The organism is Nocardioides hankookensis (assembly GCF_042658885.1).
Classification (GTDB): domain Bacteria; phylum Actinomycetota; class Actinomycetes; order Propionibacteriales; family Nocardioidaceae; genus Nocardioides; species Nocardioides hankookensis.
Genome location: NZ_JBHSRJ010000005.1, coordinates 208,117 through 222,858 on the forward strand (window position 1 = coordinate 208,117; position 14,742 = coordinate 222,858).

Genomic DNA, 14,742 nt, shown 5'->3' on the forward strand with positions numbered 1-14,742 from the left:
TCAGGCCTCGGACTCGGACAGGTCGTCAGCCCAGGCCGTGTGGAACGTGCCCTCGCGGTCGACCCGGGCGTAGGTGTGCGCGCCGAAGTTGTCGCGCAGCGCCTGGATCAGCGCGGCCGGTAGGTGCTCGCGGCGCAGGCCGTCGAAGTAGGCGAGCGACGACGAGAACGCCGGCGTCGGGACGCCCGCGCCGACCGCCGTCGCCACCACCCGGCGCCACGCGGACTCGCCGTCGCGGACGGCGTCGGCGAAGTACGGCGCGGTCAGCAGCGTCGTGAGATCCGGCTCGTCGGCGTACGCCTCCTTGATCCGGTCGAGGAACTGCGCGCGGATGATGCAGCCTCCGCGCCAGATCGTCGCCATCGCGCCGGGGTCCACGTCCCAGTCGTGCTCGTCGCTGCCGGCCGCGACCTGGTCGAAGCCCTGCGCGTAGGCGACCACCTTCGACGCGTAGAGGGCGGCCCGGACGTCGTCGACGAAAGCGTCCCGGTCGTCGAGCGGGGTGCCCTCGGGGTCGGTGGCGAAGACCGTCCGGGCGGCGGACCGCTGCTCGGTGTGACCGGAGAGGCTGCGGGCGAAGGTGGCCTCGGCGATGCCGGTGACGGGTACGCCGAGGTCGAGCGCGCTCTGCACCGTCCAGCGGCCGGTGCCCTTCTGCTCGGCCGCGTCCTGGACGACGTCGACGAACGGCCTCCCGGTCTCGGCGTCGGTGTGCTCGAGGACGACGGCGGTGATCTCGATCAGGAAGGACTCCAGGTCGCCGTCGTTCCAGTCGCGGAAGACCGCGGCGATCTCGGCCGGCTCGAGCCCGGCGACGTTGCGCAGCAGGTCGTAGGACTCGGCGATGAGCTGCATGTCGGCGTACTCGATGCCGTTGTGGACCATCTTCACGAAGTGGCCGGCGGCGTCCGGCCCGACGTGGGTGCAGCACGGCGTGCCGTCGACCTCGGCGGCGATCGACTCGAGCACCGGGCCCAGTCGCTCGTAGGCCTCGTCGGATCCGCCGACCATGATGGACGGACCGTTGAGCGCGCCCTCCTCGCCGCCCGAGACGCCCATGCCCACGAAGTGCAGGCCCCTCTCCTGGAGCGCCTGCTCGCGGCGCAGGGTGTCGGTGAAGTGGGCGTTGCCGCCGTCGACGACGATGTCGCCCTCGTCGAGCAGCGGCACCAGCTCGTCGATCACCGCGTCGGTCGGCTCACCGGCCTTCACCATGATCACGATGGCGCGGGGTCGCTCGATGCTGGCGACGAACTCCTCCATCGACTCGGACGCCACGAAGTCGCCCTCGTCGCCGAACTCGTCGACCAGTGCGGTGGTCCTCGCGGTGGTGCGGTTGTGCACCGCGATGGTGTGCCCGTGCCGCGCGATGTTGCGGGCCAGGTTGCGCCCCATCACCGCCAGCCCGGTCAGTCCGATCGTCGCCTCTGCAGCCATGCCTCCACCCAAGCGCGGCGCTCCAAACGCGGGCCGTCCCGTCGCGGGTCGAGTAGCGAGCGCCACTCGTTGGTCGAGTAGCGAGCGCCACTCGTTGGTCGAGTAGCGAGCGCCACTCGTTGGTCGAGTAGCGAGCGCCACTCGTTGGTCGAGTAGCGAGCGCCACTCGTTGGTCGAGTAGCGAGCGCCAGCGAGCGTATCGAGACCCGGCGAGGTCTCGATACGCTCCCCGCGACCTCCTTCGTCGGTCGCGTCGCTACTCGACCTGGCTGCTGGGTCTCCGCCTTCGCCAGCTCAGGCGGAGGCAGCTCAGAACACGTTGAGCGGACGGAACTGCACGGAGACGCGCGGGCCGGCGTGCGCGACCTTGGGTACGGCGTGCTCCCACGTGCGCTGGCAGGAGCCGCCCATCACGAGCAGGTCGCCGTGGCCCATCTCGAGCGAGATCGACGGGCCGCCGAGCCGCGGCCGCAGCGCCAGCCGGCGGGGGTCGCCGAGCGAGACGATCGCGACCATCGTGTCCTGGGTCTTCCCGCGACCGATCGTGTCGCCGTGCCAGGCGACGCTGTCGCGCCCGTCGCGGTAGTAGCAGCACCCCGCCGTCACGAACGGCTCACCCAGCTCGGGGCGGTAGTGCGCCGACAGCGCGCCACGCGCCCGGGCCAGGGCCGGGTGGGGGAGCGGGTCGCCCGCGCCGTACATGCTCAGCAGTCGGGGGACGTCGACCTCGCGGTCGTACATCTGGCGCCGCTCCGCGTGCCACGGCACGTCGCGCACCATCGTCGCGAACACCTCGTCGGCCTCGGGCAGCCAGGCCGGACACACGTCGACCCAGGCGCCGCGGGTGAGCTGCCGGCGCTCGAGGCGGTCGAAGGTCGGCGCCTCGACGTCCGCCGTCCCGAAGAGCGAGCCCTGGAAGTCCATGGCGAGAGCATACGCCCGGATCGAACAGATGTTCGAGATCTACTCGGTGGCGATCGCCGTCAGCACGTTGAGACGCGAGGCCCGGACGGCCGGCAGGATGGCGGCGAGCACACCGACCACGACCGCGATCACGAGGAACACCAGCAGCTGGCCCAGGGGCAGCCCCAGGCTGGTCAGGTCGTCCTTCAGCGCCTGCCGCAGCAGCACGCCGATCACCAGGCCGAGCGCCATGCCGAGCACGGCGCCGAGCACCGCGATCGCGACCGACTCCAGGGTGATCATCCGCCGCAGCCGCCTCCGGCTCATGCCGATCGCGCGCAGCAGCCCGATCTCCCGGGTGCGCTCGATCACCGAGAGCCCCAATGTGTTCACGATGCCGATCACCGCGATCACGATCGCCAGCGCGAGCAGGCCGTAGATCATGTAGAGCAGCTGGTTGACCTGGTCGCGGATCGACTCCGCGAACTCCTGCTTGTCGTAGACGGCGACGATCGGGGTCGACGCCACGGCCTCGTCCATCGCCGTGCCGACTGCGACCGGGTCGGCGCCGGGCTCGAGCATGATGCTGAGGCTGGTGTCCTGACGGGGCACGCCGGCATCGGCGAGCAGGTCGAGCGGGATGCTCACGTCGCCGGTCGTCTCACTGCCCTCGATGATGCCGGCGACCTCGAGGTCCAGCGCCTTGCCGGCGAGGAACGTGAGCTTCAGCGGCGAGCCGACCTTCAGGTCGTGGTCCTCGGCGAAACCCGTGCTCACCAGCGCCTCGTTGCCCTCCAGGTCCTGGTGGCCGTCGACGACGTCCAAGTCGTAGATGTCGCTGAAGGCTTCGTCGTTGGCGGTGACGAGGACGGTCGAGTCGCCGAGCTGGGCGCCGGTCCACTGCTGACGGCTCACGGTCGCGACGCCGTCGACGTCGGCGAGGCTGTCGCCGACCGAGGTCGAGAACGGGACGAAGTTGGTGCTCTGCACCAGGAAGTCGGAGGTGAACTCCTCATCCACGACGTCGTCGACCGATGCGTTGAGCGACGTCGCCAGCACGCCGATGCAGGAGACCAGTGCGAGTCCGATCATCAGTGCTGACGCCGTCGCGCCGGTACGCCGAGGGTCGCGCAGCGCGTTCTCGCCGGCCAGCCGGCCGGTGGTGCCGAAGAGCCGGCCGAACAGGCCGCGGCACAGGACCAGGACCGGGCGGCCGATCACGGAGCTGATCCCGGCGGCGGTCAGGATCCAGATCGCGGCGGCGATGCCGATCCACAGTGAGTCGGGGCCCGGACCGCCGACGAGGCCGACCACGGCGAACCCGACGCCGATGGCCATCAGGACGCTGCCGATGATCGTGCGGCGCCGCAGCGACTCCCGCACGGGCGCCGCGTCGGCGCGCATGGCCGCGACCGGTGCGACCTTCCCGGCACGTCGGGCCGGCAGGAAGGCGGCGACCAGGGTCACGCCGACGCCGACGGCGTAGCTGATGACCACCGACTGCACGTCGAGAGTGAGGGCGTCGCTGGCGATGTCGAGACCGACCGCCCGGAACAGCGCGGCCAGCCCGCGTGCCAGCAGCCAGCCGATCCCGATGCCGACGGTGGCGGCCAGCGCCGCCATGACCAGCGCTTCGAGCAGCACCGACTGCGTCACCTGGCGACGGGAGGCTCCGAGCGCGCGCAGCAGTGCCAGCTCGCGGCTGCGCTGCGCCACGAGGATCGTGAACGTGTTGACGATGATGAAGCCACCGACGATCACGGCGATGATCGCGAAGACCAGCAGGAACGTCGAGATCACGTCGAGGAACTGACCGACGGCGTCCTGCGACTCCTCCGCCACCTGGTCGCCGGTGACCGCCTCGAAGCCGCCCGGCGCGACCTTCGCGGCAGCCGCGGCCAGCGCCTTCTGGGAGACGCCGTCGGCCGCTGTCAGGGAGACCTGGTTGAAGGCGTCCGCCCCGTCGAGGAAGAGGTCCTGTGCGCCCTCCGTGCTGAACACGAGCAGGGTCGCGCCCGCCGTGCCACCACCGTTGAACTCGGCCGTGCCGACCAGCGTCGCCGTGCGCTTGGACTCGCCGAACGGCGCGAGCAGCTTCACCTCGTCGCCGAGCGAGTAGTCGCCGTGGTCGGCGGCCGCGTCGTCGAGGACGATCTCGTCGGGCGTGGTGGGCCAGTGACCGCTGGTCAGCCCCATGGGCGGCTCGCCGGCCATGTTCGGGCCGCCGGTGTGGTTGAACGCGAGGGTGGGTGCGCCGGTGCCGCCGACGAGCGTGCCGTCGGAGGCGAGCAGGCTCATCCCGACGCCGTTCACGTCACCGTCCGCGCGGGCGACCTCGGGCAGTGCCGCGAGCTCGTCGACCACCTCGGGGGAGATCGTCTGCGTGGTCGTCGCGGCGCCGGCGTCGAATGACGAGGTCTGCTCGGGGCGCACGATGCCGTCGGGCGTGGAGCTGTAGATGATGCTGTCGAACGTCGACGACAGGCCGTTGCTGAAGACGAGGACGCCCGAGAGGAACGCCACGCCCAGCACGATCGCCAGGCCGCTCATCACCAGTCGCACCTTGCGGGCGAACAGGTTGCGCAGGGTCAGCTTGAGCACGCCGTACCCCTCAAGCGCCGGTCGCGCGAGCGGCGGCGAGGTCCTGCAACCGGGTCATGTGCTCCAGGATCTGCTCGCGCTGCGGGTCGTGGATCTCGTCGACCACGAGGCCGTCGGCGAGGAAGACGACACGGTCGCAGTACGACGCGGCGACCGCGTCGTGGGTGACCATCACGACCGTCTGGCCGAAGTCGTCCACGCTGCGCCGCAGGAACGAGAGCACCTCGGCCCCGGAGGTGCTGTCGAGGTTGCCGGTGGGCTCGTCGGCGAAGACGATCGACGGCTTGCTGGCCAGCGCACGCGCACAGGCCACGCGCTGCTGCTGCCCGCCGGACAGCTCCGTCGGCCGGTGGCCCAGCCGGTCGCGCAGCCCGACGGCGTCGATCACGGTGTCGAGCCACTCCTGGTCGGGCTTGCGTCCGGCCAGGTTGAGCGGGAGCAGGATGTTCTCCGACGCGGTCAGCGTCGGGATCAGGTTGAACGCCTGGAAGACGAACCCGATCTGCTCGCGGCGCAGCGCCGTGAGGTCCTTGTCCTTGAGCCGGCCCAGGTCGGTCCCGCCCACCTCGACCGTGCCCGAGGAGGGCGTGTCGAGAGCGGCCATGCAGTGCATCAGGGTCGACTTGCCGGAGCCGGACGGCCCCATGATCGCCGTGAACCGGCCGGCCTCGAGGTCGAGGGTGACTCCGGCCAGGGCGTGCACAGCGGAGTCGCCGGCGCCGTACGTCTTGCGCAGGTCGACGGCGCGCGCGGCCGGAGCGGCCGTGGGGTGCGAGGGGCTCGTCATGGCATCAGCCTGCCGGACTCGACCGACGTCCGCTATCAGGGACCACCCTGAGCAGGTCTCTCACAATTGCGACGGAATGAGCCCGTATAACACAGGACACCACCAGTTCCTGCGGAACCAAGGACGGGACCGCATTTCACTGCCTACAGTTCAGCCGTGGACGAGTTGCTGGTGTCAGAGGGACGTGCTCTCAAGCACGTGCAGGTGCGTGAGTACGTGCGCTCTCTCGTCACGGGGGCGGCACCCGGTTCACCTGCACCATCGGAACGTGAGCTGGTGCATCGGTTCGGGGTCGCCCGCATGACGGTGAGACAAGCGATGGATGCGCTCGTGGTCGAAGGACTGCTGGAGCGCATTCCCGGACGGGGCACCTTCGTGGCCCGTCCCCGACGGATGGCGAGCCGCCTGACGAGCTACACCGAGGAGATGTCGCGCCGTGGCCTGCTGGCCGAGTCGCAGACGCTCCTCGCCAGGCGCGAGCAGGCCGGACCCGGTGTGGCCCGGGCCCTCAACGTCAGCGAGGGCGACGCGGTGATCCACTGGCGCCGCCTGCGCCGCGCGGACGGGCAGCCGATGTGCATCGAGGACGCCTACCTCAACGAGGTGCTGATCCCCGGCTTCCTGCAGAGCGGGATGCCGACCAGCCTGTACGACGCCCTCGAGGCGCGCGGCCTGCGACCGACCTGGGCCGAGGACTCGATCAACGCCGACGTCGCGAACGACGAGGAGGCCGAGCACCTCGAGCTCGCCGCCGGCGCCTCGGTGCTCCGGCACTCGCGTCGCGGTCTCGCGGGCGAGAAGGTCGTCGAGGTGTCGCGCACGGTCTACCGCGCCGACCGCTTCACGATGTGGCTCCAGGTCGGCGCAGAGGGGTGAGTGTCACCGACGGGTGACGCGGATCCGGTAGGTGACCTGGTGGGCCGGGTGGTGTCCCCCGTCCGTCACGAACTCGACGGTGAGAGACCATCGGCCGGCCACCTGGAGCCGAGGACCGACGACGGTGGCGACCTCGCCGTCGTAGCTCGCGCTGCGACGCCAGGTCCGCCCGCCGTCAGGGTCCCGGTAGACGACCATGATGCTCCCGGTCAGCCGCGCGCTACCTTGCTGCTTGACGGTGACCTGGGTCTGCGGGCGATGACCGACGACCATCCGCGTGGTCGATCCCGTCACGCGCAGGGCGGCGGGCGGGCCTTCGCAGTCGGCGACGTACTGGCTACACCCGCCGGCCGACGCGATCGAGCTCGTGGCCGCGAGGCCGGTGAGCCCGAGCAGCAGGGCAGTGAGGGTGAGCAGCAGTCGGCGCATGGCGCCGATTGTCGTCGTACGACGGTCCGGGTGTCCGGTTAACGACCCAGGTCGCCGAGGGGGGCGACCACGTCGCCGCTCTCCTCGCACACCCACACCGGGTCGGGGCCGCCGAGGTCGGGCTGGATGTAGAGCGCGTGCAGGGGTGCGTCGTCGCCGCAGCCGGAGCACAGCGGCCAGCGGCCGACGGACTCGAAGAGCGCGTCCTGGACGTCCTGGGCGACCAGGCCGGCGATGTACTGAGCACCTTCGGGCCACTGCTCGGCCCACCACTTGCGTTGCGCGACCGCATCCTCGAGAGCCGAGACCGCCTCGGCCGTCGCCCGGCCGCGGGCCTGCAGGTCAGCGAGCACCCGAGCGCGCGCGTCGAACAGCAGGGCGTTGTCCATCCCCCCATCATGCCCCCGCACCGAAGCGGCGGGCCTCCCGCAGCGGATCGCCCGGCCGCCGTACCCTGGCCGCATGGGCGACGGGCTCCTCGAGGTGACCGTCCTCGACCCGCGTGACGTCGCAGGCGCGGAGGAGGGCGGTGCCGACCGCCTGCTCGTACGCAGCGCGGACGGGCTCTCGCCCGAGCCCACCCTCGTCTCCGCGGTCTGCCACGAGACCGACCTGCCGGTGCACGTGGTGCTGCGGCTCAACGACACCTGGACGACGACCGGCGGCGAGCTGACCCGGCTCGCGGGACTGGGTGAGGACTACCTCGGCTCCGGCGCCGTCGGCCTGTCCTTCGGCTTCCTGGACGGCGACCTCGAGGTCGACACCGAGGTGTGCGCCTACCTGTCCGGCCTGCTCCCCGGCGTCCCGTGGATCTTCGGTCGCGCCGTCGACGACACCCTCGACCCGCGTCGCTCCTGGCGGCGGCTGCTCGACCTGCCCGGCCTGGAGGGGGTCCGCTCGGCGGGGTCGCCGCGAGGTCTCGAGGTCGGGTTCGACGACCTGATCGAGACGGCCGCCGACCCGCTCGTCGCCCGGCTGCTGCTGCCCGGCGGCGGCCTGCTCGCCGAGCACGTGCCGTGGTTCGTGCGCGCGGACGTCCGCCAGTTCCACCTGGGCCGACAGGTGCGTCCCGGTGGGTCGCTCAAGGCGTACGTCGACGCCGGCCACGTCCGCTCGTGGAGGCTGCTGGTCGACGACGCGCTCGAGCGGGCGGTGCGCTCCGCCGGATGACCGGGCACGGATGATCCTCATCGACCCACCGCTGGTGCCCTCCCGCGGCCGGCTGTGGTCCCACCTGGCGAGCGACACGTCGTACGACGAGCTGCACGCCTTCGCCCGCACCCTCGACATCCCCGAGCGCGGCTTCGACCGCGACCACTACGACGTACCGTCCGAGTGGTACGACGCCGTGGTCGCCGCCGGCGCCGTACCGGTCAGCTCCCGCGAGCTCGTCGCCCGCCTGGTCGCGTCCGGCCTGCGGCGCCGGAAGCGTAGTCCCTGACGGAATGGTCCGATTCCGGACCTCAGGGGCACCAGAACGTCAGGGACTACCCCGACGGCCAGAGCCGCCGAGCCCGCTGAACCAGGTCCCGGCGGAGGTCGGTGAGGTCGGCTCCGACGAGGTGGCCGTCGCGGACGACGTGCTCGCCGTCCACGAGCACGTGGCGAGCGCGGCGCTCCGGCCCGAGCACGAGCGCGGCGAGGGGATCGAGCACGTCGAGCACGTCGTCACCCGGCCAGACGACGAGGTCCGCCTTCAGGCCGACCGCGAGGGTGCCGACGTCCGAGCGACCGAGGCACGCGGCGCCGCCGGCCGTCGCCAGCTCGAGCGCGTCGGCGGGGGAGAGCGCGGCGGGGTCGAGCGTGCGCTGCCGGGCCAGGTAGAGCGCCTGCCGCATCTCGGGCTGCAGGGTCCCGACCTCGTTGGACGCGACCCCGTCGACCCCTAGCCCGACCGGTGCGCCGGCATCCACGAGGTCGCGGACCCGTGCGATCCCCGCGCCCAGGCGAGAGTTGGACGACGGGCAGTGGGCGATCCCGGTCCGGGTGGCCCCCAGTCGCGCCACCTCCCCGTCGGAGAAGTGGATCCCGTGCGCCACCCACACGTCCGGCGCGATCCAGCCGAGCTCGTCGAGCACCTCCATGGGGCGTCGGCCGAACCGGGCGATGCTGTCGCGTTCCTCGTCGAGCGTCTCGGCGAGGTGGGTGTGCAGGCGCAGCCCCAACGAGCGTGCCAGCGACGCCGACTCCGTCATCAGCCGCGTCGAGACGCTGAAGGGGCTGCACGGCGCCACGGTCACGACCACGCGGTTGCCGTCGTGCAGCCGGTCGTGGACCGCGACCGTCGAGGCCAGGATCGAGTCGACGTCCTCGACGACGGAGTCCGGCGGCAGCCCGCCCGCCGATGCGCCGAGGTCCATCGACCCCCGCGCGAGGTGCACGCGTACGCCGATCCGACGGGCTGCGGAGGCGATCGCGTCGAACACCGAGTCGTCGCCGCCCGGCACCAGGTAGTGGTGGTCGGCGGCGGTCGTGCACCCCGACAGCGCCAGCTCGGCGAGCGCCACCGCGCTCGCTGCCTCGACGTCTTCGGGCGTCAGCCGCGCCCACACCGGGTAGAGCGTCGTCAGCCAGCCGAAGAGCCCGTCGTCGACCGCCCACCCCCGCGTCAGCCACTGGTAGAAGTGGTGGTGGGTGTTGACCAGCCCGGCGGTCAGGATGTCGCCGGAGCAGTCGACGACCTCGTCGCCGTCCCGGGGCGGCACCGAGCCGACCGCCACGATCACGCCGTCCTCGACCGCGACGTCACCGGGCCAGCGGGCACCCCTCAGAACCACTCTCGTCATGCGCCCGGACGCTAGCCACCCGCCATGTCGCCGGCGTTACGGCGCCAGCTCCGCGAGCTCCCGCTCGACGTTCGCGCGGGCGTCGGCCTCCCAGGCGTCGCGGGCGTACGCCGTGTGGAAGAGGTGTGGCTTGGCGAGCAGCTCGCGCAGGATCGCGGCCCGGCCGGCGGCGAAGGCGTCGTCGGGCACCGCGGCGTACTCCTCGCGGACCGACGCGGCGTACTCGGCGTACCGCTCGGCCGGCGCCGCCAGGATCGCCAGGTCGGCGTCGGAGAGTGCGCAGCCGTTGGCGTCGTCGTCGGCGGGCTGGTGGTGCTCGGTGACCAGCACCAGACGGACCACCTCGTCGACGACCGCCTGGTCGACCAGGGTCGGCAACGCCTCCGCCGCCCAGGCCGCCGAGCGCTTCTCGGCGTCGGGCTGCGCGTCGTACACGCTGTCGTGGAACCACGCGGCCAGCAGCACCGCCATCCGGTCGAACTCCACCCCGTGCGCCGTCAGCTCGTGGATCCGCTCCAGCACCTCCGCGAGGTGCTCGCCGTCGTGGTAGCGCCGGTCCGGGTGGTCGTACGACGCCACCAGCTGCGCGCCGAGGGGACGGGCTCCGGGCAACGGCCAGGCGAGGAGGAGGTCCACGCGGTGCATTCAAGACCCCCAGGCCTGTGACGCGCTAGCGTGTCGAACCCCAGGAACGTGTTCTAGGTCGAGGAGACAAGCCATGCCCGCCAGTCCGGACCGCATCCGCCAGGTCGTCGACGACTACGTCCGCCTCGTCGGCACCGGCACGGCCGACGAGATCGTCGCGCTGTACGCCGCGGATGCCACCGTCGAGGACCCGGTCGGGTCCGACGTGCGCACCGGCCACGCCGCCATCCGGGAGTTCTACGCCGGCCTCGAGGGGCTCAAGCAGGACACCCGCCTCATCACCGCGCGGGTCGCCGGCGGCGAGGTGGCGTTCGTCTTCGAGATCGTCACGCACGCGGGCGAGAAGACCTACACGCTGGCGCCGCTCGACGCGATGACCTTCGACGACGACGGCCTGATCACCACGATGCGCGCCTACTGGGGCGACACCGACATGGTGGTCAGCTGACGAGGCAGCGGTCGGGCTGGCCCTCCGCGGTCGACCGCGGCAGCGTGACCTGACCGACCGCCGTCTGCCTGCCCGTGGTCAGGGCGACCGGCGCCTTCGACCCGGTCGTGAACATGCACCACTGCTGACCCTGGCCGTACGAGTCCGCCCCGTTCTGCGGGGTGACCACGATGCTCATGCCCGAGCGGGTCGTCAGCGGGCCCGACAGGGTGAAGTTGCCGTTCGCGTTGGTGGTCGTGCTGGCCAGCAGGTCGCCGGTCGAGGTCCGCAGGTCGACCTTCACGTCGGCGATGCCGCGGGGATCGACGTCGGTCTGTGCGTTGTCGACCACCGTGCCCGTGACCCAGCCGCCGCGCTTGGTCAGCCGGACGCTGCCGAAGGCCATCTTGTTGCTGTGCACGTTGGCCTTCTGCACCGAGAGCGTCGCCGGCAGCCACACCCCGGCGCCCTCGAACTTCAGCTGGTACCTGCCCGGGTAGAGGCCGCGGAAGACGGCGGTGCCGTTCTTCGCGGTCGCCGTCCACCACTGGCCGGTCGCCTTGCTCCTGACCGTGACCGGGGACTTGGTGGTCATCCGGCCGTCCGGCGTGAAGAGGTAGACGGTCATGCTGCCGGCGCGCTTGGTGAGCCGCACGGCGATGTTCCTGCCCTTGCCGGGCTTCACCGCCCCGGCCCACGCGCTCTTGTTGACCCACGTCTTCTGCTTGTCCCAGCCGAACACGGAGTACTTGCCCTGCGGCAGGCCCCCGATGGCGAACTGGCCCTTGGCGTTGGCCGTGGTCTCGAACGAGTTCTGCTGCCGGTTCGCGGCGACGAGCCGCGCGCCCCGGGCGGGCTTGCCCTGCCCGTTGACGACGGTGCCGGTGACGAAGGCGCCCTTGCGCATCTTCACGTTGTGGTTCGACAGGGCGTTGGCCCGGACCGTGACCTTGATGTCGGTCGGGGCGAACTTGCTGATGTCGTACGCCGGCCGCTGGTCCACGAACTGGAGGTGGTAGGTGCCGGGGCTGAGCCAGATGGAGTAGCCGCCGCCGTTGACCTTCTTGGCGCCGAGGTACTTCCAGTTCTGGTCGAACCACAGCATCTTCATCTGCGGGCAGGCGCCCGAGCAGCCGATGTTCCCGTTCGCGAGGCCCTTGTCGGAGGCGGCGCCGGCACTACCGGCGGGTCCGACGACGAGCAGCAGAGATCCGAGAAGTGTCAGCACGGCGACGACGGCGGCGCGGGTCCAACGGGAAGGGAGCATGCTTCTAGCGTAAGTCCGCCCCCTTGAGGTCCCCCAAAGATCGCCTCAGGCTTCGCTCAAGACGGGTGAGCCGGCTCACGAGGGGTCATCGCCCACCGGATCGTGCCGGTCGCGACCCCGCCCAGCGCCCGCACCACGGTGCGCTCCGACACCGGGAACCACGGCAGCCGGAGCGGACGCCGGGTCCACCGGGGCATCAGGCCGACCGCCGCCGCCGCGATCACGGCGTACGGCGCGCGCGCCGGCAGCGGCAGTGGCGGGCGCACCAGCAGGTAGCCGACGGTGGCCCGGGCCTCCGGGGTGCTGTGCAGCTCCGGGCGGTACGCCGCGAGCGTGGCCGCCAGCTCCGCCTCCGTGGTCGGGGGGTCGACGACACCGAGGCGACGGGCGACCTCGGCGGTCTGCGCGACGTACTCGTCGCGCTCGGCGCCGGTCAGCGGGTCGCGCCCGTAGACGGTGTGCGCCCGCAGGAAGCTGTCGACCTCGGCGACGTGCACCCACGCGAGCAGGTGCGGGTCGGAGGCGGCGTACGCCGTGCCGTCGGGCATCGTGCCGACGATCCGCTCGTGGATGGTGCGGACCGCGGCGACCGCCTGGGCGGCGTCGTCGGCCGTCCCGAAGGTCGTGACCGCGATGAAGCGGCTCGTGCGGGCGAGCCGGCCCCACGCGTCGTGGCGGTAGTCGGAGTGCTCTGCCACGCCGCGCATCGCGGCGGGGTGCAGGGTCTGCAGCAGGAGCGCACGCAGCCCGCCGATGAACATCGACGCGTCGCCGTGCACGCGGGTGATCGGGCTGCCCGGCTCGAACCACCGCGGTCCGGGTCGGCCGTGGATCCGCTGCGCGTGCCGAGCACCGTCGGGTCCGGCCACCCGCAGGAAGAGCTGCTGGCCGATCCGATCTCGCACTATCGGGAGAACGCTTGCCACAACACGACCTTACGGAGTCTGATCTACCCCATGCTCTCGAAGAAGGTGGCGGCCGCGGTCGCCGGGATCCTGACCGCCGGACTCGCTGCCGTGGTGCCGCTGAGCGCACCTGCTGCGGTGGGGGAGTCGCCGGTGGCGGCAGCCGCCCAGCAGGCGCCCGCCATCAGCTGGGGTCGCTGCAAGGACCCGGACCTGCGCAAGGCGAAGGCCCAGTGCGGCACCCTCGTGGTGCCGCTCGACCACGCCGACCCGACCGGCCCCACCGTCTCCCTGGCCGTCTCGCGGGTCCTGCACACCCGCGGCCCGTTCCGCGGCGCCGTCTTCACCAACCCGGGCGGCCCCGGCAGCGACGGCACCTGGCTCGCGCCGTACGGCAAGTACGTGCCGCGCAAGATCGGCCTGACCTACGACTGGTACGGCGTGGACCCGCGCGGCACCGGAGCCAGCCGCCCGCTGCTGACCTGCGACAAGTCGTACTTCGGCTGGGACCGCCCCGACTACGTGCCCACCAGCCCCAAGATCATGAAGTACTGGCGGCACACCACCGAGAAGTACGCGAAGGACTGCGGCCGGTCCAAGGCGAAGCGGCTCCTCGGGCACGTCCGCACCACCGACACCGCCACCGACTTCGACCTGCTCCGCCAGGCGATCGGCGTCGACAAGGTCACCTTCTTCGGGTTCTCCTACGGGACCTACCTCGCGCAGGTCTACGCGACGCTCTTCCCCGACCACGTCCAGGCGCTGATCATGGACGGCGTCATCGACCCCGACCGCGTCTTCTACCAGTCCAACCTGGACCAGGACCCGGCCTTCCAGAAGTCGTTCAACGCCTTCCTCGCCTGGGTCGGCAAGTACCCGAAGACCTACCACCTCGGCCGGGGCCGCAAGGCCGTCGAGCGCACCTACGAGCACCTGCGCGCCCGCCTCAAGCGGCACCCCGCGGGCGGCAAGGTCGGCCCGGACGAGCTCGACGACGCCCTGCTGAACGCCGGCTACTACAACGGCTACTACCCGTACGTCGCCGACGCGCTCGCGTCCCTGGTCAACGACGGCAACCCGGCGGGGATCAAGGAGCTCTACCGCAGCTCGAACCCGGTCGGGAAGGCCGCCGACAACAGCTTCGCGATGTACCTCGCCGTCCAGTGCACCGATGCGGTGTGGCCGAAGAGCTGGAAGAAGTGGCGCAACGACAGCCGACGGCTGGACCGCAAGGCGCCGTTCCTGACCTGGGCCAACAACTGGTTCAACGCCCCGTGCCGCACCTGGCCGGTCGCCGGGAAGTCCCGGGTCGACGTGACCGCCGCCGGCCTCGACGACGTGCCGGTGCTGCTGCTCAGCGAGACCCACGACCCGGCGACGCCGTACGCCGGGGCGCTGGCCGTCCGCAAGCTCTTCCCGAGCGCGCGCCTGGTCGCCGGTGTCGGCGGCTACTCGCACGCGGTGTCGCTGTCGGGGGTCGCGTGCACCGACAACGCGATCGCCGCCGTCCTCCGGGACGGCTCGCTGCCGGCCCGCAAGGCGGGCAACCGGGCCGACAAGGAGTGCCGTCCCCTGGCACCGCCGACGCCGCCGAAGGAGAAGGACGCCCGGACGGCGCCCCTGCAGCTGAGGAGCTGGTGGAGCCGGTAGGTCCGACCTGCCGGTCCGACCTGGCAGCC

At 71.7% G+C, this 14,742-nt stretch carries 15 protein-coding genes; 5 read left to right on the forward strand and 10 right to left on the reverse strand.

The genetic code is table 11. The features are described from left to right. The 4 genes from gndA to ACFPYL_RS15510 form a co-directional block, all read right to left on the reverse strand. Nucleotides 1–1,437: an NADP-dependent phosphogluconate dehydrogenase gene (gndA, locus tag ACFPYL_RS15495; RefSeq protein ID WP_379156022.1), complete on the reverse strand. Its 1,437-nt coding sequence runs from the start codon at nt 1,435–1,437 to the stop codon at nt 1–3. 309 nt (nt 1,438–1,746) lie between these two features. Beyond that, entirely contained in the window at nt 1,747–2,361 is a 615-nt protein-coding gene (locus tag ACFPYL_RS15500) for an alpha-ketoglutarate-dependent dioxygenase AlkB (RefSeq protein ID WP_379156025.1), read from the reverse strand. A 39-nt stretch (nt 2,362–2,400) separates the two neighbouring features. Further along, nucleotides 2,401–4,941 (reverse strand): ABC transporter permease, encoded by a 2,541-nt coding sequence (locus ACFPYL_RS15505; RefSeq protein ID WP_379156028.1) that lies wholly within the window; start codon nt 4,939–4,941, stop codon nt 2,401–2,403. 10 nt (nt 4,942–4,951) lie between these two features. Next, nucleotides 4,952–5,728, reverse strand: a complete 777-nt coding sequence (locus ACFPYL_RS15510) for an ABC transporter ATP-binding protein (protein ID WP_379156031.1) — start codon at nt 5,726–5,728, stop codon at nt 4,952–4,954. Nucleotides 5,729–5,944: 216 nt separating this feature from the next. Between ACFPYL_RS15510 and ACFPYL_RS15515 the strand changes: the two genes are divergently transcribed. Next, nucleotides 5,945–6,604 (forward strand): GntR family transcriptional regulator, encoded by a 660-nt coding sequence (locus ACFPYL_RS15515; RefSeq protein WP_379156862.1) that lies wholly within the window; start codon nt 5,945–5,947, stop codon nt 6,602–6,604. Between the two features lie 3 nt (nt 6,605–6,607). Here the strand turns inward: ACFPYL_RS15515 and ACFPYL_RS15520 are convergent, their stop codons facing one another. Then, nucleotides 6,608–7,033 (reverse strand): hypothetical protein, encoded by a 426-nt coding sequence (locus tag ACFPYL_RS15520; protein ID WP_379156034.1) that lies wholly within the window; start codon nt 7,031–7,033, stop codon nt 6,608–6,610. A 38-nt stretch (nt 7,034–7,071) separates the two neighbouring features. Continuing rightward, nucleotides 7,072–7,422 carry a hypothetical protein gene (locus tag ACFPYL_RS15525; protein ID WP_056151716.1) on the reverse strand — a complete coding sequence of 117 codons (351 nt, stop codon included), beginning with the start codon at nt 7,420–7,422 and terminating at the stop codon, nt 7,072–7,074. 73 nt (nt 7,423–7,495) lie between these two features. On the opposite strand from ACFPYL_RS15525, the gene ACFPYL_RS15530 reads away from it, so the two are divergent. After that, nucleotides 7,496–8,203, forward strand: coding sequence for a copper homeostasis protein CutC (locus ACFPYL_RS15530; protein ID WP_379156037.1), 708 nt, complete (start codon nt 7,496–7,498; stop codon nt 8,201–8,203). A gap of 10 nt (nt 8,204–8,213) precedes the next feature. Beyond that, a complete protein-coding gene (locus ACFPYL_RS15535; RefSeq protein WP_379156040.1) occupies nt 8,214–8,474 on the forward strand; it encodes a DUF4031 domain-containing protein in 261 nt (86 codons plus the stop codon). Nucleotides 8,475–8,520: 46 nt separating this feature from the next. On the opposite strand, the gene ACFPYL_RS15540 is transcribed toward ACFPYL_RS15535, so the two are convergent. Both ACFPYL_RS15540 and ACFPYL_RS15545 read right to left on the reverse strand, forming a co-directional pair. Continuing rightward, nucleotides 8,521–9,819 (reverse strand): 8-oxoguanine deaminase, encoded by a 1,299-nt coding sequence (locus ACFPYL_RS15540; protein WP_379156043.1) that lies wholly within the window; start codon nt 9,817–9,819, stop codon nt 8,521–8,523. A 36-nt stretch (nt 9,820–9,855) separates the two neighbouring features. After that, nucleotides 9,856–10,455, reverse strand: coding sequence for an HD domain-containing protein (locus ACFPYL_RS15545; protein WP_379156046.1), 600 nt, complete (start codon nt 10,453–10,455; stop codon nt 9,856–9,858). Nucleotides 10,456–10,537: 82 nt separating this feature from the next. Here ACFPYL_RS15545 and ACFPYL_RS15550 point away from each other — a divergent pair, with 82 nt between their 5' ends. Beyond that, nucleotides 10,538–10,912, forward strand: a complete 375-nt coding sequence (locus ACFPYL_RS15550; RefSeq protein WP_379156049.1) for a nuclear transport factor 2 family protein — start codon at nt 10,538–10,540, stop codon at nt 10,910–10,912. On the opposite strand, the gene ACFPYL_RS15555 is transcribed toward ACFPYL_RS15550, so the two are convergent. Both ACFPYL_RS15555 and ACFPYL_RS15560 read right to left on the reverse strand, forming a co-directional pair. After that, nucleotides 10,905–12,158, reverse strand: coding sequence for a carboxypeptidase regulatory-like domain-containing protein (locus tag ACFPYL_RS15555; RefSeq protein WP_379156051.1), 1,254 nt, complete (start codon nt 12,156–12,158; stop codon nt 10,905–10,907). The genes ACFPYL_RS15550 and ACFPYL_RS15555 overlap by 8 nt on opposite strands. Nucleotides 12,159–12,214: 56 nt before the next feature. Beyond that, a complete protein-coding gene (locus tag ACFPYL_RS15560) occupies nt 12,215–13,063 on the reverse strand; it encodes an oxygenase MpaB family protein (RefSeq protein WP_379156054.1) in 849 nt (282 codons plus the stop codon). A gap of 51 nt (nt 13,064–13,114) precedes the next feature. Here ACFPYL_RS15560 and ACFPYL_RS15565 point away from each other — a divergent pair, with 51 nt between their 5' ends. Next, nucleotides 13,115–14,713: an alpha/beta hydrolase gene (locus ACFPYL_RS15565; protein WP_379156057.1), complete on the forward strand. Its 1,599-nt coding sequence runs from the start codon at nt 13,115–13,117 to the stop codon at nt 14,711–14,713. Nucleotides 14,714–14,742: the final 29 nt, after the last annotated feature.